Annotated in this window: 17 protein-coding genes; 10 read left to right on the forward strand and 7 right to left on the reverse strand. The window is 72.0% G+C overall.

Annotated features, from left to right (window positions below; translation table 11 throughout):
• Window positions 1-38: 38 nt before the first annotated feature.
• A complete protein-coding gene (locus ABZ915_RS04610) occupies window positions 39-632 on the forward strand; it encodes an HD domain-containing protein (protein ID WP_361795633.1) in 594 nt (197 codons plus the stop codon).
• A 28-nt stretch (window positions 633-660) separates the two neighbouring features.
• On the opposite strand, the gene ABZ915_RS04615 is transcribed toward ABZ915_RS04610, so the two are convergent.
• Window positions 661-1,593, reverse strand: a complete 933-nt coding sequence (locus ABZ915_RS04615; protein ID WP_361795636.1) for a LysR family transcriptional regulator — start codon at window positions 1,591-1,593, stop codon at window positions 661-663.
• Between the two features lie 101 nt (window positions 1,594-1,694).
• On the opposite strand from ABZ915_RS04615, the gene ABZ915_RS04620 reads away from it, so the two are divergent.
• Both ABZ915_RS04620 and ABZ915_RS04625 read left to right on the forward strand, forming a co-directional pair.
• Entirely contained in the window at window positions 1,695-2,390 is a 696-nt protein-coding gene (locus tag ABZ915_RS04620; RefSeq protein WP_361795639.1) for a type 1 glutamine amidotransferase domain-containing protein, read from the forward strand.
• Between the two features lie 85 nt (window positions 2,391-2,475).
• The gene (locus tag ABZ915_RS04625; protein WP_361795642.1) at window positions 2,476-3,726 is read left to right on the forward strand and encodes an MFS transporter; all 1,251 of its coding nucleotides are present in this window, start codon (window positions 2,476-2,478) and stop codon (window positions 3,724-3,726) included.
• Window positions 3,727-4,017: 291 nt separating this feature from the next.
• Here the strand turns inward: ABZ915_RS04625 and ABZ915_RS04630 are convergent, their stop codons facing one another.
• Together ABZ915_RS04630 and ABZ915_RS04635 are read right to left on the reverse strand one after the other, a co-directional pair.
• Window positions 4,018-4,194, reverse strand: a complete 177-nt coding sequence (locus ABZ915_RS04630; RefSeq protein ID WP_361795645.1) for a hypothetical protein — start codon at window positions 4,192-4,194, stop codon at window positions 4,018-4,020.
• Between the two features lie 20 nt (window positions 4,195-4,214).
• Window positions 4,215-5,237: a LacI family DNA-binding transcriptional regulator gene (locus ABZ915_RS04635; RefSeq protein ID WP_361795648.1), complete on the reverse strand. Its 1,023-nt coding sequence runs from the start codon at window positions 5,235-5,237 to the stop codon at window positions 4,215-4,217.
• Window positions 5,238-5,448: 211 nt separating this feature from the next.
• Between ABZ915_RS04635 and ABZ915_RS04640 the strand changes: the two genes are divergently transcribed.
• From ABZ915_RS04640 to ABZ915_RS04670, 7 genes are all read left to right on the forward strand, one after another.
• Window positions 5,449-7,419 (forward strand): beta-L-arabinofuranosidase domain-containing protein, encoded by a 1,971-nt coding sequence (locus tag ABZ915_RS04640; RefSeq protein ID WP_361795650.1) that lies wholly within the window; start codon window positions 5,449-5,451, stop codon window positions 7,417-7,419.
• Window positions 7,420-7,450: 31 nt separating this feature from the next.
• On the forward strand, window positions 7,451-8,695 hold the full coding sequence (locus tag ABZ915_RS04645; protein ID WP_361795653.1) for an extracellular solute-binding protein: 1,245 nt from the start codon (window positions 7,451-7,453) through the stop codon (window positions 8,693-8,695).
• 9 nt (window positions 8,696-8,704) lie between these two features.
• Window positions 8,705-9,673 carry a sugar ABC transporter permease gene (locus tag ABZ915_RS04650; protein WP_361795656.1) on the forward strand — a complete coding sequence of 323 codons (969 nt, stop codon included), beginning with the start codon at window positions 8,705-8,707 and terminating at the stop codon, window positions 9,671-9,673.
• 71 nt (window positions 9,674-9,744) lie between these two features.
• A complete protein-coding gene (locus ABZ915_RS04655) occupies window positions 9,745-10,506 on the forward strand; it encodes a carbohydrate ABC transporter permease (protein ID WP_361795858.1) in 762 nt (253 codons plus the stop codon).
• A 60-nt stretch (window positions 10,507-10,566) separates the two neighbouring features.
• Window positions 10,567-12,303, forward strand: coding sequence for an RICIN domain-containing protein (locus tag ABZ915_RS04660; protein ID WP_361795659.1), 1,737 nt, complete (start codon window positions 10,567-10,569; stop codon window positions 12,301-12,303).
• 121 nt (window positions 12,304-12,424) lie between these two features.
• A complete protein-coding gene (locus tag ABZ915_RS04665; RefSeq protein ID WP_361795662.1) occupies window positions 12,425-13,936 on the forward strand; it encodes a serine/threonine-protein kinase in 1,512 nt (503 codons plus the stop codon).
• 63 nt (window positions 13,937-13,999) lie between these two features.
• The gene (locus tag ABZ915_RS04670; protein ID WP_361795665.1) at window positions 14,000-14,965 is read left to right on the forward strand and encodes a pirin family protein; all 966 of its coding nucleotides are present in this window, start codon (window positions 14,000-14,002) and stop codon (window positions 14,963-14,965) included.
• A 9-nt stretch (window positions 14,966-14,974) separates the two neighbouring features.
• Here ABZ915_RS04670 and ABZ915_RS04675 read toward each other — a convergent pair whose 3' ends face one another.
• The 4 genes from ABZ915_RS04675 to ABZ915_RS04690 all read right to left on the reverse strand — a co-directional run bounded on the left by ABZ915_RS04675 (window position 14,975) and on the right by ABZ915_RS04690 (window position 19,836).
• A complete protein-coding gene (locus ABZ915_RS04675) occupies window positions 14,975-15,331 on the reverse strand; it encodes a hypothetical protein (RefSeq protein WP_361795668.1) in 357 nt (118 codons plus the stop codon).
• Entirely contained in the window at window positions 15,328-15,690 is a 363-nt protein-coding gene (locus ABZ915_RS04680) for a BTAD domain-containing putative transcriptional regulator (RefSeq protein WP_361795671.1), read from the reverse strand. Before ABZ915_RS04680 ends, ABZ915_RS04675 begins: the two co-directional genes overlap by 4 nt.
• 54 nt (window positions 15,691-15,744) lie before the next feature.
• Window positions 15,745-16,644 (reverse strand): alpha/beta hydrolase, encoded by a 900-nt coding sequence (locus ABZ915_RS04685; RefSeq protein WP_361795674.1) that lies wholly within the window; start codon window positions 16,642-16,644, stop codon window positions 15,745-15,747.
• A gap of 462 nt (window positions 16,645-17,106) precedes the next feature.
• Complete coding sequence (locus ABZ915_RS04690; protein WP_361795677.1) at window positions 17,107-19,836, reverse strand: LuxR family transcriptional regulator; 2,730 nt, start codon at window positions 19,834-19,836, stop codon at window positions 17,107-17,109.
• Window positions 19,837-19,990: the final 154 nt, after the last annotated feature.

Raw genomic sequence — 19,990 nt, forward strand, 5'->3', positions numbered from 1 at the left:
GACGCGCTCCGGTGCGCGCCGGCGACTACTCTGGCAGCATGCCCCTCACCGACGTGCTGTCGACGGCCATGGACGACACCGGGGATCCCTCGCTGAAGCCGCTGCCCGCGCACGTCGCCGAGTTGCTGCGGCGCGTGGCCGCCCCGCCCCGGCTGGTCGCCCACCTCCGGGCGGTGCACGACGTGGCCGTACAGCTCGTGGACTGGGTGCAACACGACTGTCCCGGCCTGGAGTTCGACCGGGACGCGGTGCTCTTCGGCGCCGCCACGCACGACATCGGCAAGACCCTGCACCCCGCCGAGCTGTCCGGTCCCGGCGCACGGCACGAGGCGGCCGGGCGCGAACTGCTGCTCGCGCACGGGGTGGACCCGGAACTGGCCCGGTTCGCCGGGACGCACGCGTCGTGGGCCGAACCGGGCGTCCACGCCGAGGACTTGCTGGTGAGCCTGGCCGACAAGGTCTGGAAGAACAAGCGTGTCACGGAACTCGAGGACCTCGTCGTGGCACGGCTCGCCGAAGCGGGTGGCCGGCCGGCATGGGAGGCGTTCCTGCGCCTGGACTCCTTCCTCACCGCCGTCGGCGAGGACGCCGACCGGAGACTGGCCTACCAGGCGGCCCACCCGGTCCGGTGAACCGTACGGGCGGCCACGGCGGCCCCCGCTACCAGGACCGCGCCGCCCGCAGCAGCAGGTCGCGGACGCGCGGCACGTCCGGGTTCTCCGCCGGGCCGGGGCGCTGGACGAGGAAGCCCGTGTTGATGGGCGGGTCCTCGGGTTCGTGGAGGGGGACGAGCGCGCCGGAGGCGAGCTGGTCGAGGCAGAGGTAGCGGGGCAGGACGGTGAAGCCCGCGCCCGCGGCCACCGCCGCCAGCACCCCGCGCAGATCGGGCACGGTCATGGCGGCGGGGCAGGAGAGCCGCCGGCCGAAGGTGTGGCGCCAGTAGCGGCGGGCGATCGGGAGGTCCTCCGCGTACGTGACCAGGGGGACGGAGTGCAGGACGGCGGGCCCGTCGACGGCCAGCCGTTCCTTCACCCGCCGGGCCCAGACGGGGGCGGCGACCAGGACGAACTCCTCGTCCGCCAGCGGGACCGCGCTCAGCGTCCGGCCGCGCGGCCGGGAGGTCGCGATGACCAGGTCGTGGTGGCCCGCCCGGAGTTCGTCGAGCAGCGGGTCGGTCAGTCCCGTCGCCACGCGCAGCCGTACGCCCTCGGCCACCAGCGGCGCCAGGGCGGGCAGCGCGCGCGTGCACAGGAGTTCGGCCGGCCCGGCCAGATGGACCGGGTCGGCCGGACCGCCCGCCGCGGGGTCCGGCCCGGCGACGGCGGCCAGCGCGTCGAGGGGCGCGGCGATACGGGCCGCCAGCTCGTCCGCGACGGCCGTCGGTACGACGCCCCGCGGCAGCCGCTCGAACAGCTCCCGCCCGGCCTGCCGTTCCAGCGTGCGCATCTGCGTGGTGACCGTCGGCTGTGACAGCCCCAGCAGCCGGCCGGCGCCGGTGAAGGAGCCCGAGCGGTAGACCGCGAGGAAGGTGCGCAGGAGGTTCAGGTCGAGGAAGGTACTGTCCACGCCTCCGAGTATCCCCGCGCCACCCATAGGTTTTCCAATGCCAGGCATTGGTTCTTTCATTGGATCCTTATGGGTCCGGTGGCCTACGTTCGATGAACGTCAGTGACCCACCTCCCCCGGAGCGACTCATGTCCAAGATCCTTTTCGTGATGACCGGCGCCGACCACTGGACCCTGGCCGACGGCGGCAAGCACCCCACCGGCTTCTGGGCCGAGGAGGCCGCCGCCCCGTACCGGGCGTTCAAGGAAGCCGGGCACGACATCGTCGTCGCCACCCCCGGCGGCGTCGTCCCGACCGTGGACGCGGGCAGCCTGGCCGCCGAGGTCAACGGGGGCCAGGACAACGCCGACGCCGTCCGGCACACCCTCGACGAGATGACCGAGCTGCGTTCCCCGGTCCGGCTGGAGGACGTGCGGCTCGACGACTTCGACGCCGTCTTCTACCCCGGCGGGCACGGCCCCATGGAGGACCTGGCCGTCGACGCCGGCTCCGGCCGGCTGCTCGTTCGGACGCTGCGGTCGGGCAAGCCGCTGGGCGTGGTCTGCCACGGCCCGGCCGCCCTGCTCGCCGCCGTCACGGCCGACGGCTCCAACGCCTTCGCCGGGTACGAGGTGGCCGCGTTCACCAACGCCGAGGAGACCCAGGCCGGTCTCGCCGGCAAGGCCAGGTGGCTGCTCCAGGACCGTCTGACCGAGGCGGGCATCGTGGTCCGGGTGGGCGAGCCGTGGGCGCCGCACGTGGTCGTGGACCGCAACCTGGTCACCGGCCAGAACCCGGCCTCCTCCGCCCCGCTCGCCGCCGAACTGCTGAAGAAGCTGGGCTGACCACCGGGCCGAACGACGTTCGCCCGGGGGGACGCCGTCCGGTGTAGCGTGTGATCCATTCGCCGGGTCGGCAGGGGAGGCGGACGTGACGGCAGCGGAAGGCGATCGTCCGCCGTTATGGGGCAGCCCCGCCCAGCGCGTCTTCCTCGCCGTCCAGACCCTGTCGGCCCTCGGTGACTCCTTCGCCTACGTGGCGATCCCGCTGCTGGTGCTGCACAGCACCGGCTCGGTGGTCCAGATGGGCGCGGTCACCGGGCTCACCGGCGTCGCCTCGATCCTCACCGGACCGTTCGCCGGCGTGCTCGCCGACCGGGTCGACCGCGGGCGGCTGCTGATGGTCAGCGACATGGCGCGCTGTCTGCTGTATCTGATCGTCCCGCTGGTGTGGGCGTTCGCCACCCCGGTGTGGCTGATCTACACGGTCGTCCCGGTCGCCGGGGCCTTCTCGATGCTGTTCCAGGTCACCTATGTGGCCGTGGTGCCCGCGCTGGTGGCGCCGGGGCAGATCACCCGGGCCAACGGCCGTCTCTACGCGAGTTACGCCGTCGCGGGCGTCGCCGGGCCGGCGCTCGCCGGTCTGGTCGCCTCGTCGGCCGGGCCCGCCACCGCCATCGGCATCGACGCCGCGACCTTCGCGATCTCCGCCCTCGGTATCCGGTTCATCCGGTTCGACGCCACGGCCCGGCCGCCCGCCGCGGCCGAACGCCGCCGTCCGCGCGAGGAGTTCCTGGCCGGCGCCCGCTTTCTGTGGGGGCACCCGGTACTGCGCCCGCTCACGGTCCTGCTGTCCGTGCTGACCTTCCTCACGTACGGCCTGACGGACCTCGTGGTCTATCTGGTCAAGCACGAGCTCGGGCACCCGGACGCGACGGTCGGCTATGTCCTCGCCGTCGGCACCGTCGGCACGTTCGCCGCCTCCGCGGTGGTCGCTCGCCTCCGGCGGCGCCTGGGCTTCGGCGTGAGCTGGATCGCCGCCTTCTCCGTCGCGGGCCTCGCGGTCGCCTGCCTGGGCGTGGCCCGGAGCGTCCCGGTGGTCGCGGCGCTGGTGACGGTCCAGCTGATGTGCACCGGCATCGCCGGCATCTGCTCGATGTCACTGCGCCAGGAGGTCACGCCGGACCATCTGCTGGGCCGGGTCACCTCGTCGTTCTGGACCGTCCACTCGGCCCTGGGCCCACTGGGCGCGGCCGCCACCACGGCGGCGGCGGCCGGTCTGGGCGTCACCACGGTCTGCCTGTTCACCGGCTCCGCCGTCCTGCTCGTGGCGCTGACCGGCTCGGTGACCGGCATCCTGCGCCCGGACACCGACGAACGCCCACTGGGCGAGACGGTGTGAGCGCCGAGCCGCGAACCAGGGTTCCCGCCATCTGCCCGGAGGCCGGCTTCGGCGCCCGCCACGATGGGCCCCCGGCATGAGGGCGGGGCTGGTGCCGCAGACGCGTTCGAGGTCGTGGTCCTCGGCGTCGCCGCCGGAGACGGTCAACTCGGCCGCCTTCGGCGGATCGCCGGTCGCGCCGGCCGCGTACTGTCCGCCGACAAGGGCCGGAGAAGGCGTACGCCCCGTCTGCCCCGGTAGGGTCAGGCAGGGGCCTCGCCGCATCTCACCTGCGGCGAAGCCCCCGCACGTTCATGCCGCCGTCATCAATGCCGGCAGCAGAGCCCCGAGGCAGACCAGCAGGGCCGCGTACTGACGTTCGTCGAGTTGCTCAGCAGCCGCCGGCACCACCAGGACGATGACGACGATCGTCCCGTACTTCCTTGGCCAACGCTTGCGAGGATTCTGAGGTTGTTCGAGCCGAGACATGAGTCGGCCTCCAAGTCGGTTCAGCTCGACTCGCGCACCACCAGCCGGCACGGCACCGTGTGCACGCCCGGTTCGGGCTCCGTGTCGATCGCCTGGAGCAGCAGCAGGGCGGCGATGCGGCCGATCTCGGACAGGTTCATGTCGATGGTGGTGAGCGGCGGCCGGCAGGCCAGCGCCATGGTGTCCCAGTTGTCGTAGCCGACCACGGCGATGTCGCCGGGCACGTCCCTGCCCCGCTCGCGCAGGGTGTCGGCCACCCCCCGGGCGATCTGGTCGTTGCCGCAGAAGACGGCGTCCGTGTCGGGGGCGGTGCGCAGCAGGGCGTCGGCGGCGCGGCGGCCCCAGGCCTCGCTCCACTCCCCGAAGTGCACGCGGCCCGTGGCCAGGCCGAGCTGGGCGTTCTCCAGGTGCTCGACGGCGTGCCGGGCGCGGTCGCGGGCGGCCTGGTGGTGCTCGGGGCCGGTGACGTGGGCGATCCGGGTGCGGCCGGTGGCCAGCAGGTGCTCGACGGCGAGATGGGCGCCACCGTGGTCGTCGGTGACGACGGAGGTGTCGGCGGGGTCGGTGGACGGGGCGAGCGCGTAGACGACGGGTATCGAGGGGTCGAGGCCGGTCAGCGGTGGGCGCGGGTCCGTGCGGCGGCCGGCCACGATGATGCCGTCCACCCGGCGGTCGGTGAGGGTGGCCAGGTGGTGCCGCTCCCGGATGGCGTCGCCCCGGGTGTCGCACAGCAGCACGGAGATCTTCCCGGCGCCGAGCGCGTCCTCGGCGCCCAGCAGTACGGGCGTGCTGAACCGGCCGATGCCGTCCGTCGTCATCAGGCCCACCGTCCAGCTCCGGCCGCTGTGCAGGCTCTGGGCGTGCTGGTTGGGCCGGAAGCCGAGCGCCTCCACCGCGTCCAGCACCCGCTGCCGGGTCTCGGGACGCATCCGGCCGCCGCCGTTGAGCGCCTTCGACGCCGTGCCCACGCTGACGCCCGCCAGCGCGGCGACATCGGCGAGCCGGGCCCGGCCGGCGAGGGGAGAGCCTGGAGCAGAGGTCACGGGCAAACCTTTTCCTGGGTGACGCGGACGCCTGACATGGTGGCAGTTGACCAGCGTACCTGCCAAGCGGCTGAGAAACGGAAAAAACTCTTGCCGTGACTCTTGACCGTCCTCCCACACTGTCCTCTACTTTCACGTCGAGAAAACGGTTGCGCAAAATGGTTGCGCACAGTGGTTCCGTGCCGCCGCCACCCACCGACCCCGGAGAGCCATGCCCCGCACCCCCTCCGCCCCGTCCTCCCCCACCGCCGCGTCCTCCCCCACCACCCCGTCCTCTCCCGCCGGCCGGCCCTCCTCCTTCGGCCCGGTCCGCCCCGGCCCGGACGCCCACGCCGCGCTGCGCCCCGCGGCCACCCGCATCGGCTCCGGCTTCTGGCACGCCCGCCGCGCGACCAACGCCCGCGTGTCCCTCCCCCAGGGCCCCGGCCTGCTGGAGTCCGCCGGCAACCTGCACAATCTGCGGCTGGCGGCGGGCACGGCCGAGGGCGAGTTCCAGGGTGCCTACCCGTTCGTGGACACGGACGTCTACAAGTGGCTGGAGGCGGCGGCCTGGCAACTGGCCGACGGCGGCTCGGCGGAGCTGGCGGCGGATGTGGAGCGGATCGTCTCCCTGGTCGCCGCCGCCCAGCAGCCGGACGGCTACCTCAACACCTGGTTCCAGCTGGTCAAGGGCGGCGAGCGCTACCAGGACCTGCGCTGGGGCCACGAACTGTACTGCGCGGGCCACCTCATCCAGGCGGCCGTGGCCCACCACCGGACCACCGGGCGCACCGAACTCCTGGACGTGGCAAGGAAGTTCGCCGACCACATCGACTCCGTCTTCGGCCCGCCCGGCAGCGGCAGGCCCATCGACGGCATCGACGGCCACCCCGAGGTGGAGACCGCCCTGGCCGAGCTGTACCGGGAGACAGGTGAGCGCCGCTATCTGGACCTGGCCGGCTACTTCGTCGACCGCCACGGCCACGGCCTGCTCGGCGGCGAGGCCTACTGTCAGGACCGCGTCCCCGTGCGCGAGGCGACGAACGTCGAGGGGCACGCCGTACGGCAGTTGTACCTGCTGGCCGCGGCGGCCGACCTGGCCACGGAGACCGGGGAGCCCGAACTCCGCGCCGCGAACGAACGGTTGTGGCGGGCGATGACCACCACCAAGACCCATCTCACCGGCGGTCTCGGCGCCCACCACGACCAGGAGGACTTCGGCGACCCCTACGAACTGCCCAACGAGCGCGCCTACTGCGAGACCTGCGCCGCGATCGCCTCGGTGCAGTGGAGCTGGCGCCTGGCCCTGCTCACCGGGGACGCCCGCTACTCCGACCTGATCGAGCGCACCCTCTACAACGGTTTCCTCGCCGGTGTCTCCCTGGACGGCGAGCGCTGGCTGTACGTCAACCCGCTCCAGGTCCGCGACGGCCACACCGACCCCGGCGGCGACCAGTCGGCCCGCCGCACCCGCTGGTTCCGCTGCGCCTGCTGCCCGCCCAACGTGATGCGGCTGCTGGCCTCCCTGGAGCACTACCTGGCCAGCGCCGACGAAGGCGGCCTCCAGATCCACCAGTACGTCGACGGCGGCTATGCCGCCGAGGGCGTCACCGTCCGCTGCGAGACCGACTACCCCTGGCACGGCACCATCGCCCTCACCGTCGAGGAGACCCCCACCGACCGCCCCTGGACGCTCTCCCTGCGCATCCCGCAGTGGTGCCGTGACCACCGGGTGCGGTGCGGGGACGAGACGTACGACTCCCCCGTCACCGACGGCTGGCTGCGGCTGACCCGCACCTGGTCCCCCGGCGACCAGGTCGTCCTCGAACTCGGCCTGGAACCCCGGCTGACGGCCGCGGACCCCCGCGTGGACGCCGTACGCGGCTGCGTGGCGATCGAGCGAGGGCCGCTCGTGTACTGCCTGGAGCAGGCCGACCACCCCGGCGGCGGACTGGACGACATCGTCGTCGACACCACCCGCCCGCTCGCCGTGAAGCACCGCCCGGACCTGCTCGGCGGCGTCACGACGGTCGTCGCGGCGGGCCGGCGGCGGCACCTCCCCGACGCGGGCTGGTGGCCGTACGCCACCGCCGGCGACTCCCCCGGAACGGACGGCGAGCCCGTCGAACTGACCGCCGTCCCCTACTACGCCTGGGCCAACCGCGAAGACGGCAGCATGCGCGTCTGGCTGCCCACCTCCTGAACAACCCTCCTACGACAACGAGGTCAGCCCCGTGATACCCACCCGCCGCACCCTCCTCGCCGCGACAGCCGCGGTCAGCGCCCTCGCCTCCCTCACCGCCTGCGCAGGCGGCTCCGACGACTCGGGCTCCTCCAAGACGTCCGGGGGGACGTACACCTTCTGGGACCCGTACCCGCAGTTCGACGCCTCCTCGCCCTGGGGCAAGCTCGTCAGTCAGTGCGGCACGAAGGCCGGGGTGAGAGTCAAGCGCACCGCGTACGACACCACCGACCTCGGCAACAAGGCGCTGCTGGCCGCCCAGCAGGGCAACGCGCCCGACGTGATGCTCGTGGACAACCCGGTCGTCTCGACGCTGGTGGAGGCGGGGATCCTCAACAAGACGAGCGACGTCGGGCTCGACACGGCCTCGATCCAGAAGAACATCATCGGCGCGGGCACCATCGACAACGCCTCCTACGGCGTCCCGATCGGCGCCAACACCCTCGCCCTCTACTACAACAAGAAGGTGCTGTCCGCGGCCAAGGTCGACCCGGCCTCGGTCAAGGACTGGGCCTCCCTCACCGCGGCCCTGAAGAAGGTCAAGGCGGCCGGGAAGAAGGGCATCACGTTCTCCGCGATCAACACGGAGGAGGGCAGCTTCCAGTTCCTGCCGTGGTTCTGGGGCGCGGGCGGCGACCTCACCGAGCTGAACTCCGCGAAGGGCACGGCCGCGCTGACCCTGTGGAAGAACTGGGTCGACGAGGGCTACGCGCCGAAGGACGTCCTCCAGAACACGCAGACCACCAGCTGGCAGGAGTTCGCCACCGGGGACTACGCGTTCGGCGAGAACGGCACCTGGCAGCTCGGCAACGCCGACAAGGCGGGCTTCGGCTACGGCATCATCAACATCCCCGCACAGAACGGGGGTCCGGCGCCGGTGCCGACGGGCGGCGAGTTCGTCACCGTCCCCGTGCAGAAGGACACCGCGCGCTACGACGTCAGCAAGAAGATCGTCACCTGTCTGACCAGCTCCGCGAACCTGCTGGCCACCGACACCACCCTGACGTACATCGCCCCGACCGCCGCGGTACAGGCCCAGCAGGTCGGGAAGAACCCGGAGCTCAAGCCGTGGGTGTCCGCCGTGGCCGCCGCCCGGGGCCGCACCAGTGGCGGGCTGGGCTCCAAGTACCCCACCATCTCCCAGCCGATGTGGACCGCCGTCCAGTCCGCCCTGTCCGGCGGCAAGAGCGCCCAGGCCGCCCTGGACACGGCCCAGGCGAGCGCCCGGAAGGGCTAGGCCCGCGACATGACCATCGCCCGAGTCGACCGGCCGGGCCGGGCCCCGGCCGCGCCGAGGACGAACGGCTCCGCCCGGCCGCCGCTGGAACGCCGGCAGCGGCGCCGGAGCCGCCTGACCGCGCTCGCCTTCGCCGCCCCGCTGATCGCCTACCTCGCCGCCTTCTACGTCTATCCCCTCTACCGCAACCTCGATCTGAGCCTGCGCGACTACACCGTCCGGTCCTTCGTGGCCGGGGACGCGCCCTTCTCCGGCTGGGACAACTTCCAGAAGGTGCTGGACGACCCGACGTTCGGCCCGGCCATGCGGCACACCATGGTCTTCACCTTCGTGTCGATCGCCTTCCAGTACGCCATCGGGCTCGCCCTCGCCGTCTTCTTCAACCGGCACTTCCGGCTCTCCGCCACGCTTCGCGCGCTGTTCCTGATCCCGTGGCTGCTGCCGCTGATCGTGTCGGCGTCGACCTGGTCGTGGATGTTCAACAGCGAGTCCGGCGTGGTGAACTACTTCCTGCACTTCCTCGGCGTGGACCCGGTCGGCTGGCTCACCTCCCCGGACTGGGCACTGACCTCGGTGATCGTCGCCAACATCTGGATCGGCATCCCGTTCAACCTGGTCATCCTCTACAGCGGGCTCCAGAACATCCCGGGCGAGCTGTACGAGGCGGCGGCCCTGGACGGGGCGAACGCCTGGCAGCGGTTCCGGCGGATCACCTTCCCGCTGCTGCGCCCGGTGTCGGCGATCACGCTGCTGCTCGGGTTCGTCTACACCCTCAAGGTGTTCGACCTCATCTGGATCATGACCAAGGGCGGCCCCGGGGACACCTCCTCCACCCTGGCGACCTGGTCGTACCAGCTCGGCTTCGGCACGCTGCTGCCCAAGTTCGGCCCCGGCGCGGCGGTCGGCGACATCCTCATCCTCATCGCGCTCGTCTTCGGTCTGCTGTACATCCGTGTCCAGAGGAGGCAGGAAGCGTGAAGCCCCCTCCCGTGAAGTCCCCTGCGTCCGGCCGCCGTCACACGGCCGTCGGGCTGGTCCTCACCGCGCTGATGCTGTTCCCGGTGTACTGGATGCTGAACGTGTCCCTCACCCCGCAGCAGGACATGCGCAAGGACCCGCCCGACCTGTTCCCGCTGCACCCCACCTTCGAGGGCTACAAGGCGGTGCTCGACGACCAGTTGCCCTACCTCGGCACCAGCCTGCTCATCGGGCTCGGCACCGTCGCGCTCACCCTCGTCATCTCCGCCCCCGCCGGCTACTCCCTGGCCAAGCTGCGCCCGCGCGGCGGCGGTGCGCTGAGCCTGGGGCTGCTGATCGCGCAGATGATCCCCGGCATCGTCATGGCGATGGGCTTCTACGGCATCTTCCTCGACCTGGGGCTGCTCAACTCCTGGTGGGGACTGATCGTCGCCGACTCCACCATCGCCGTGCCGTTCGGCGTGATGATCTTCACCGCGTTCATGTCCGGCATCCCCGGCGAACTGATCTCCGCCGCCCGGATCGACGGTGCAGGCGCCTGGCGCACCTTTCGTTCGGTCGTGCTGCCGCTGAGCCGCAACGCGATCGTCACCGTCTCGCTCTTCGGCTTCCTGTGGGCCTGGAGCGACTTCGTCTTCGCCAACACCCTGGACGGCGGCGGCGACCTCAAGCCGATCACCCTCGGCATCTACCGCTACATCGGCAACAACAACCAGGAGTGGAACGCGATCATGGCCACCGCCGTCGTCGCGTCCGTCCCGGCAACGGTCCTGCTGGTCCTCGCACAGCGCTATGTGGCCGCGGGTGTGACCGCGGGCGCCGTGAAGGAATGAGCGCGTCAGAACTCCCTTCCCCCTCCCATCCCCTCCCCTTCGTGAGGAGAACCCCCTTCCATGAGCCGCACGAGACTCTCCGGACGCCTGACGGCCGTCGTGGGCACGGCCGTCCTCACGGCCGCGCTCGCAACCCCCGCCCAGGCGGCCCCCACCGCCGCCACCACCCTGGTGGTCAACGCCGACCAGACCCTGCGCCCGGTCACCCATGTCGCCACGGGCAGCCTCTACGGCCTGGCGGACTCCACGACCCCCGCCGACAGCCTGGTCACCCCCCTCAGCCCGAACACCTTCGTGCAGATGGCCCCCGGCGGCTCCCAGCTGCCCAACGGCGAGCCCAAGCCGGCCGGTGACGCGCTCGTGGTGGCCGCCAAGGCCGCCCGCGCCGGCGCCAAGGTGGTCGTCCGCATGCCGGACTGGTACCCGAACTTCCCCTACAAGTGGGTGAGCTGGAGCGACTGGCTGTCGGCGGTCGACAAGCAGGTCGCCTCCGTACGGTCCTCAGGTGCCACCAACATCGCCGCGTACGAGCTGTGGAACGAGCCCGACTGGACCTGGGACACCACCAACGCGGGCACGTTCGACGCCGGTTGGGCACGCACGTACAAGGAGGTCCGCGCCAAGGACACCAAGACGCCCGTCCAGGGCCCGAGTTACTCGGCGTGGAACCAGTCCTGGATGAGCACGTTCCTCACCGACGCCAAGGCCAGTGGCACCGTGCCGGACATCATCGCCTGGCACGAGCTCCAGGGCAGCAAGGACATCGCCGCGCACGTCTCGGCGTACCGGGCGCTGGAGAGCAGCCTCGGCATCAGCCCGCGCCCGATCGCGATCGAGGAGTACGGCACCCCGAGCGAGGTCGGCGTGCCCGGCTCGCTGGTCGGCTACGTCGCCAAGTTCGAGCGGGCCGGCGTGCACGACGCCGAGCTGGCCTTCTGGAACCACTACGACACGCTCGGCGACACCCTGACCGACACCGGGGCCTCGCCGAACGGCTCGTACTGGCTCTACAAGTGGTACGGCGCCATGTCCGGCACCATGCTGGTCACCACTCCCCCGGCACAGACCGGCATCGACGGCGCCGCCTCCCTCACGAGCGACGGCAAGCAGATCAGCGTCGTCTTCGGCGGCGGCGCCGGGTCGAGCGCGGTCACCGTCAAGGGCCTCGGCTCCCTGTCGGCGCTGAGCGGCAAGGTGCACGTGAAGCTGGAGTACACGCCGTCCAAGGGCCGTACGACGGCGGTGTCCGGCCCGGTCACCGTCTCGGACACCGACTACACGGTCTCGAACGGCCAGATCACCGTCCCCGTGACGACGAACGCCACCGACGGCTACCACCTGACGATCACCCCGACCGGCACCTCCGCCTCCCTGGCCGGGACCTACCAGATCACCAACAAGAACAGCGCTCTCGCGCTGGACACCCAGGGGTCGGGCACGGCCCAGGGCACCGTGGCCGTCCAGGCCACCTCCGGCACGGGCAGCACCCAGAACTGGACCCTCACCTCCGCCGGCTCGGGCCTCTACAAGATCTCCAACAAGGCGAGCGGGCTGCTCCTCGGCATCAAGGACATGAACACCGCCGACGGCGGCACGGCCCTGATCTGGGGCGACAACGGCACCGCCGACCACCTCTGGCAGCTGATCCCGTCCGGCGACGGCTACTACAAGATCGCCAACTACAACAGCGGCCTCCTGCTCGGCGTGGACTCGATGAGCACCTCCTCCGGCGCCCAGGTCCTCCAGTGGGACGACAACGGCACCGCCGACCACCTGTGGAAGCTGACGGCGCGCTGACGCCCGTCCCCTGAGACCGGGGTTCCCGCGCCTGATGTCGGCAGGCACGGGAACCCCGCCCACGTGAGCCCGCCCACACTCCGGGCGGTCGGCCGCACACCGGCGACTATGGTGACGGGGCATGACGAAGGGGGCACAACCGACGGAGGGCAGCGCGGTGTCGGACGCGGGGCGGCTCGTCGCCGGGCGCTACCGGCTCACCGAGCGGATCGGCCGGGGCGGCATGGGCACGGTGTGGCGGGCCGAGGACGAGGTGCTCGCCCGCCAGGTCGCGCTCAAGCAGCTGCACGCCCCACCGCACCTGTCCGACGACGAGCTCGCCACCCGCTACGAGCGCACCCGCCGGGAGGCCCGCAGCGCCGCCCGCGTCGTCCACCCCAACGTGGTCGTCGTCCACGACGTCGTGGACGACGACGGCCGGCCCTGCATCGTCATGGAGTACGTCCCCGGGTCGACGCTCGGCGGCCTCCTCAAGGGCGGCGCGACACTCCCGCACGCGGAGGCGGCCCGGATCGGCCTGGGCATGACCGGCGCCCTGCGTGCCGCCCACGCCGCCGGTGTCCTGCACCGCGACGTCAAGCCCGGCAACGTCCTGCTCGGCACCGGCGACCGGATCGTCCTCACGGACTTCGGGATCGCGCTCACGGACGGGTCGTCCACCCTGACCCGGACCGGGGAGATGGTCGGCTCGATCGACTACATGGCGCCGGAGCGGATCCGCGGGCGGAAACCCGGGCCGGCCTCCGACCTGTGGTCGCTGGGCGTGACGCTGTACCAGGCGGTGGAGGGCCGGCCGCCGTTCCGCCGCGACACCGCGATGGAGACCGCGTACGCCATCGCCACGGACCCGCCCGAGCCGATGCGCCAGGCCGGTCCGCTGGAACCGCTCATCGGGGCCCTGTTGTCGAAGGACCCGGACGGGCGTCCCTCGGCGGAAGACGCGGAACGTGCACTGAAGGCCGCCGTGGCGGGCGCCGCGACGACGGCCGTCCCACCCGCCGGCCTTGAGCCCCAACCGCCCCGGTCCCGCGGCCGGCGCGAGCGCCGGGGCCGCCGCACGCGCCGCCTCGCCCTCGGGTCCGGTGCGGCCGTCCTCGCCGCCGCGGCCGTCACCGCGGGGCTGTACGCCACCACGTCGCACCACGGCGGCAGGAACACCTCCGGCGTCCGGAGCACTCCGTCCCCCGCCCTCCCCGACGGCTACCACCGGGTCGCCGACCGGCGGCTCGGCGTCTCCTTCCCCGTCCCCGACGGCTGGAAGGCGGGACCGGGCGCGAGCGACGAGGTCACCTACACCGACCCCTCCGGCCTGGCCGGGATCACCATCGGCATGGTCGAGCCCGCCGGGGCGAGCCCGATGGCCCACTTCGCCGACATCGAGACCAACACCAAGGTCAACTACCCGACGTACCGGAGGCTGCGGATGCAGCGGACCGCGTTCCGGGGAGAGCCGGCCGTGGTGTGGGAGTTCACCTTCCGGGGCCGCGCCCGCGTCTTCCGCGCCGCCGACCTCGGCTACGGCAGGGAGGGCGGCCGGGAGTACGACCTCTACCTCTCGGCCCCCGACGCCCGGTGGGCCACCTTCCGCCCCGTCCTCGACACCCTCAGGGACGGATTCACCACGACCGGCTGACCGCCCGGGGAGGGGCGGTGGTGTCCGCGCGGGAAGGGGGTGACAAGGGCTAGGTTGGGCGGCATGAGCAACCTTGACCGCGCTCCCGTACCGAGCGTGTGCGGTGGCCGCGGATTCGTCGTCGCCGAGCCCGTCCGCGAACTGCTGAGCCCCCGGCACGTCAGACTCGGCGAGTCGACCGAGGTGCGCCGGCTGCTGCCGAACCTGGGACGGCGCATGATCGGCGCCTGGGCGTTCGTCGACCACTACGGGCCCGACGACATCGCCGACGAACCCGGCATGCAGGTGCCGCCCCACCCGCACATGGGCCTCCAGACGGTCAGCTGGCTGCACGAGGGCGAGGTGCTGCACCGCGACTCCACCGGCAGCCTCCAGACGATCCGCCCCAAGGAGCTCGGGCTGATGACCTCGGGCCGGGCCATCAGCCACTCCGAGGAGAGCCCGAGGTCGCACGCCCGCTACCTGCACGGCGCCCAGCTCTGGGTCGCGCTGCCCGACGCCCACCGTCACACCGAGCCGATGTTCGAACACCATGCGGCGCTGCCCACGGTCACCGCACCCGGCCTGACCGCGACCGTCCTCCTCGGCGACCTGGACGGCGCCACCTCCCCAGGCACCGCGTACACGCCGATCGTCGGCGCCGACCTCGCACTCACCCGGGGCACCGACATCCGGCTGCCCCTCGAACCGGACTTCGAGTACGGCGTCCTGGCGATGTCCGGCGAGGTCCACGTCGACGACGTGCCCGTCCTCCCCGGCTCCATGCTGTACCTCGGCAGCGGCCGCACCGAACTGCCCCTGCGGGCCGAGTCCGACACCGGTCTCATGCTGCTCGGCGGCGAGCCGTTCGCCGAGGAACTCATCATGTGGTGGAACTTCGTGGGGCGTTCGCAGGCGGAGATCGAGCAGGCCCGGGAGGACTGGCTGAGCGGGTCGAGGTTCGGGGTCGTGAAGGGGTATGACGGAGATCCGTTGCGTGCGCCGGAACTGCCGCCTGGGCCGCTGAAGGCGCGGGGCCGGGTGCGCTGAGCCGAGGTTCTACAGCCCGGCGCGCAGATGGCCGGGCGCGGAGAAGGACACCCCGCCCGGTTCACTCGCACCGCCTGAGCAAACCCCCTTCGCCCCACCGGAGTTGCCGGCCCGCTGCCGGAAGGTCACGACATCCGCCGGTGACCGGCCTGCACGGCGCCCGGTCCAGCCCGCAACCCTGGGCCGCACGGGGCTGCCAGTTCGGCGGCCTCTCGCGAGCCCGGCGTGGAGGGTCGGCGGAACGGCGAGCGGCGGAGCATCGGCCGTTCCCCGCAGCACGGTCACCGGTGTGCCGGGGCGGGTACGGGCGATCTCCGCCAGCAGGTTCTGCACGACGTCACGGGCCACCAGCTGCGCACCGGTCACGCTGAGTACGCCGTCCAGGCGGCTGAGGTCGGTGCGTTGTGCCTCGTGCAGTCCGGGACCGTGTCGAGGCCGATCTCGTCGGCGATCCGAGCCCGTACGACCTGACAGGTCTCCAGGGCCTCGGACTGACGGCCCGCGGCGGCGAGCACCTCGATAGGCCGGGCCGGCAGGCTTTCGTCGAGCGGGTGCTGGGAGGCGGCTTGGCGGAGGGTGACCAGGACGTGCTCGGTGAGTACGGCACCCGCGGTGGGCACGTGCCCGGCCGCTTCCTTGACGGCGGCGACATGCTCGTCGTCCACGGCGGTGAAGACCGGGAGGGCCCGGACCTCGGGCCGCCGCTCGGGCGGGCCCAGCTTCACGTCGGTGGTGCCCTGCCTCCGGCGCTTTTGGCACAGGGGGTTCTCGCTGAACTGTCATTCCTCCGCGGTCGCGAAGAAGTCGAGGTAGCAGCGCCCGAGTTCGACGGGCGCCTCCAACGGGATGTTGTGCCCCGCCCGCTCGATCACCACAGGTGTGACGTTCACCGCGACTTGAGCCATCTGCTCACCAGGCTCCGCGGCGAGGTAGGCGCGCCCCCCGACGGCCAGCACCGGGCATTCCAGCGGGACGGCGAACTGCGGTCGGTTCTGGTCGGCGTCGGTCTCGGTCGCCCGGTACAGCTCGAACACCGCGTGGTTGCCGCCCGGTTCTTCGAGCCCTCGCGTGTATTCGTCCTCGTCGACGTCCGTGTACGCACTCGGGTCCCACATGATCCGCCGCATGAAGTACGTCCAGAAGGCACGCTCCCGGCCGGCGATCAGCAGTTCGGGGTAGTGCGGCAGGCCGAAGAACGAGCGATGCCAGCCGGTGCGGGGATCCTCGGTGGCGAGCGGCCCGAGGTCGGGGACCCGGAGGCCGGGCAGTCTCGTCTCCTGGAAGACGAGTTGGACGACCTTCGGGCGGTGGAAGGCCGCCACGGCGTAGGCGACGGCCGCACCCCAGTCCTCGCCCACCACGCGGTACCGGTCGTGGCCCAGCGCTGTCATGAGCGCGGCGATGTCAGCGGCCAGGGTCCGCGTGTCGTACCCGGTCGACGGACGTCCGGAGCCGCCGAATCCGCGCAGATCCACCGCGACGACCGTGTAGTGCGGTGTGAGCAGCGGGATGACGTGGCGCCAGAAGAACATGGTCTTCGGCACGCCGTGGATCAGGACGACCGGGTCGCCACTGCCGCCCGTCGCACAGTGCAGATCGACCCCGTTGACCCGTGGCCGGCCGTGGGTGAGCGGGACGCCGGCGTGATCCGTCATCCTCAGCGCTCCGGATCCCGTCATCGCCGCCTCCTCGTGGCCGGTCCCCGCCGGCACCGATGGCGCCGGTCGGTCGTATTCCACACCGGTCCACGTTTTGCTCGCACCGGGGAGCCACCCCGGTTCGAGGGCGCGCCGCCCGGTGCTGAGCTGTCTGCACGGACGGGTTCGGACGATTCAGAAGGGCGCGGCCATGAATGCTGGGCTGCTGTTGTTGCGTGTCATCACAGGACTCCTGCTGACCGGGCACGGAATACAGAAGGTGAGCCACAAACTGGGCGGTGCGGGACCGGAGGGCGGCGTCCAGGAGTTCCGCGACGACGGGTTCCGCGCCGTGAAGTGGCGCAACGGACTGTGGGCGCAGCGCAACGGCTACGAGTTCCCCGGCCATCTCGTGATCGCCTCGGCGACCACCGTTCGGCGGCGACCGCCGCCGGGCAGGCCGGCCGAGCCGGGCGGAGCCCGCCGGGCCGGCACGCCCCGCCGTCAATCGCCGGAATCGGTTTCACTCAGCCTGCGCCCGATCTGCTTGCGCGAGGTGATACCGAGCTTGCGGAACACCCTGCTCAAGTGGAACTCGATGGTCGAGGTGGTGACGAACAGCTGGGTGGCGATCTCCGCGTTGGTCGACCCCGACGCGGCCAGCATCGCCACATGACGCTCCTGCGGGGTGAGGTCGAACTGGGTGTCGACCGTTCGTTTACGTGCCCTCTCCCCGGTGGCCAGCAACTCCACCCTCGCCCGCTCGGCGAAGGGCGCGGCTCCCCAGGACTCGAAGGACTCGTACGCGGCCCGCAGCTGGACCCTGGCGTCGGCACGACGTCTGCGCCGGCGCAGCCACTCGCCGTACAGCAGGCGCGACCATGCCAGCTCCACGGCCACCGGGACCTTCCCGAGCTGCGCGATCGATTCCAGGTACAGCTGCTCGGCTCCGTCGTCGTCGGTCATCAGGGCCCGGCAGCGTGCGAGCAGCCCCAACGCCCATGGGGTTCCGGCCAGCGGAGCGCGCTCCTCCATGCGCTCCATGGCCATGGCGGCGGCCGTCCGGTCGCCGGCCCGCAGCCCGGCCTCGACCATTCCGGCGAGATTGAGATCGCCCAGGACCAACGGGGGGTCGGTGAACACCGGGAGCAGGGCGTCCAGCGCCTCCCGATACCGCCCGCGACCGATCTCGAAGATGCTCAGGGCCTGGCCGATCCACGGGTACGTCAGTCCGATGCCCAGGTTCTCGGCCAGGGCGCCCATCGTCGCGACCGCGGCCCGCAGCTCGGCTTCCTGACCGGTCCAGGCGTACAGCAGGGCCTTGTTGAAGTCTCCCGACGCGCGGAATCCGGTCGCGGTCATGTAGTCGTCCGACTCGATGTAGCAGCTCTCGGCGGCGGCGAACCGGCCGTCCCAGATCTCCACGGTGGCAAGGGCGTTCAAGGCGATACTGAGCCCGTGGAGCGCTCCGCGATCGCGGTCCGCCGTCACCAGCTTCCCGAGGATCTCCCGCTTGGCCTCGATGTCCCACAACTCGTCGCACGCGATGCTGACCATGACGCTGAACGCATTCTGCTCCTGGAGTTCGTCGGCGGTGCGCAACCGGGCCAGGGCCGTGGCCAGGGCCGGGGCTCCCGCCGCGTAGCCGTGGGCGATCGAGCGCGCCAGCGCCGCCATCAGCGGATCGGGGCTCCAGGCCGGCGACGCCGTTTCGCGCCAGGCGTCGGCGGCGGCCTCGGCGACCTCGATGGGTGTGGTCCCCGTGATCATCCGGCCGCCGATGATCGCGGCCTGTGTCGCCTCGCGCAGCAGGTCCCAGCTCGCCATCGGATCGCTGGTGCCGAGGTCGGCCACCGCGTCCAGCAGCATCGCGGGCAGCCCGCGGGGGCGGGCGTGGAACATCTCGACGGACGCCCGCAGCCGTGTCGCGTGGACCCGGGCGGCCGGCCCGGTCAGGTCGGGAGTGGCGAGTTCGAGCAGCGGTTGGACCGCCGGCAGATTGCCGGAGGTGAGGTGTGCCGCCGCCGCGTCGAGATACCGCTCGGCCCGCTTGCCCGGATGGGCGGTCAGCTCCGCCGCCCGGGTGAGGACGAGGGCCTGTTCGGAGTATCCGCCACGCGCCTGGGCGAGTTCGGAGGCGGCTTCGAGCTCCGCGGCCACGCTGTCGTCCGGACCGTCGGTCGCCTCGGCCAGGTGCCAGGCCCGGCGCTCGGGGGCGCTCGTGGCGGCGAGTGTCGCCTGGACACTGCGTCGCTCCTCGGCGGACGCGGCCGAGTGGACCGCCGAACGGATCAGCGGGTGGCGGAATTCGACGGTGGTCCCGCGGCGCAGTATCCCCGCGGCGACCGCGGGCGTGGCGGACCGGATGGACAGCCCCAGGGCGCCGGCGGCGCGCCACAGCGCCGCCTGGTCGTCCGTCGGCGTCATGGCCATGAGCAGCAGCAGGGTCTGGGTGTCGGCGGGCAGCAGCGCCGCCGCCCGCCGGAAGTGTTCTTCCAGCCGCCGGTTCACCGGCAGCGGGTCGGGCAGTGGGGTGACCCCGGCCAGCTGTTCCGGGCCCAGGTTCACCGCCAGTTCCAGGAGCGCGAGCGGGTTGCCTCCGGTGCCGGTGACGAGCCGCTCGGCGACCGCCTGGTCCAGGTGCCCGGTCACGCCGGCGGTCAGCAGGGCCGTGGCCTCCACGTCCGCGAGTCCCTCCAGCCGGAGTGTGGGCAGGGCGCCGAAGACGTCGTGGTCGCCGGTCCCGTCACGGCTGGCGAACAGCAGCCCGAGGCAGTCCGCGTACAGGCGTCGGCCCGCGAACGCCAGGGTCTCCGCCGACTCGCGGTCCAGCCACTGCATGTCGTCGACCAGGCAGAGCATCGGCGCCGCCGAGGCCGCGTCCGAGAGCAGCGTCAGCGTGGCCAAGCCGACCAGATGGCGGTCGGACGGCGAAGCATCGGTCAGGCCGAACGCGGTGTTCAGGGCGTCACGCTGCCGCTCCGGCAGAGCCGACAGCCGGCCGAGGTAGGGCCGCAGGAGCCGGTGCAGGGCTCCGTAGCCCAGTCGTGTCTCGGCCTCCACGCCGACCAGCCTGACGACTGTCAGGTCCTGGGCGGACTGGGCGGCGTACTCCAGGAGCCGGGATTTGCCCACTCCCGCGTCGCCGGTGAGCACCAGGACTCCGCTGAAGCCGTCACGGACCGATTCGAGCAGCCTTCCGATCGCCGCTCGCTCCGAGTGCCGACCGATCATCGGCGGTTCCGCCGCATGGTGAACCCCGGACCACACCATGAGATCCTCCTTTCGCGATGCGATGCAGCTGGTCGGTGTCCCTCGCGCGGTGCGCTCCGTGTTCGGCCGCGTCTCTCGCGCGCCTCGACCGTGTGAGGGAATGGACGGGGCCACT

Source organism: Streptomyces sp. NPDC046915 (assembly GCF_040644935.1).
Taxonomy (GTDB): Bacteria; Actinomycetota; Actinomycetes; order Streptomycetales; family Streptomycetaceae; genus Streptomyces.

Excerpts from the sequence above, each read along its gene's own strand:
- ABZ915_RS04610 (WP_361795633.1), top strand. The coding sequence starts at position 39 with ATGCCCCTCACCGACGTGCTGTCGACGGCCATGGACGACACCGGGGAT.
- ABZ915_RS04615 (WP_361795636.1), bottom strand. The coding sequence starts at position 1,593 with ATGGGTGGCGCGGGGATACTCGGAGGCGTGGACAGTACCTTCCTCGAC.
- ABZ915_RS04620 (WP_361795639.1), top strand. The coding sequence starts at position 1,695 with ATGTCCAAGATCCTTTTCGTGATGACCGGCGCCGACCACTGGACCCTG.
- ABZ915_RS04630 (WP_361795645.1), bottom strand. The coding sequence starts at position 4,194 with ATGTCTCGGCTCGAACAACCTCAGAATCCTCGCAAGCGTTGGCCAAGG.
- ABZ915_RS04640 (WP_361795650.1), top strand. The coding sequence starts at position 5,449 with ATGCCCCGCACCCCCTCCGCCCCGTCCTCCCCCACCGCCGCGTCCTCC.
- ABZ915_RS04650 (WP_361795656.1), top strand. The coding sequence starts at position 8,705 with ATGACCATCGCCCGAGTCGACCGGCCGGGCCGGGCCCCGGCCGCGCCG.
- ABZ915_RS04655 (WP_361795858.1), top strand. The coding sequence starts at position 9,745 with ATGCTGTTCCCGGTGTACTGGATGCTGAACGTGTCCCTCACCCCGCAG.
- ABZ915_RS04660 (WP_361795659.1), top strand. The coding sequence starts at position 10,567 with ATGAGCCGCACGAGACTCTCCGGACGCCTGACGGCCGTCGTGGGCACG.
- ABZ915_RS04665 (WP_361795662.1), top strand. The coding sequence starts at position 12,425 with ATGACGAAGGGGGCACAACCGACGGAGGGCAGCGCGGTGTCGGACGCG.
- ABZ915_RS04670 (WP_361795665.1), top strand. The coding sequence starts at position 14,000 with ATGAGCAACCTTGACCGCGCTCCCGTACCGAGCGTGTGCGGTGGCCGC.
- ABZ915_RS04685 (WP_361795674.1), bottom strand. The coding sequence starts at position 16,644 with ATGACGGGATCCGGAGCGCTGAGGATGACGGATCACGCCGGCGTCCCG.
- ABZ915_RS04690 (WP_361795677.1), bottom strand. The coding sequence starts at position 19,836 with ATGATCGGTCGGCACTCGGAGCGAGCGGCGATCGGAAGGCTGCTCGAA.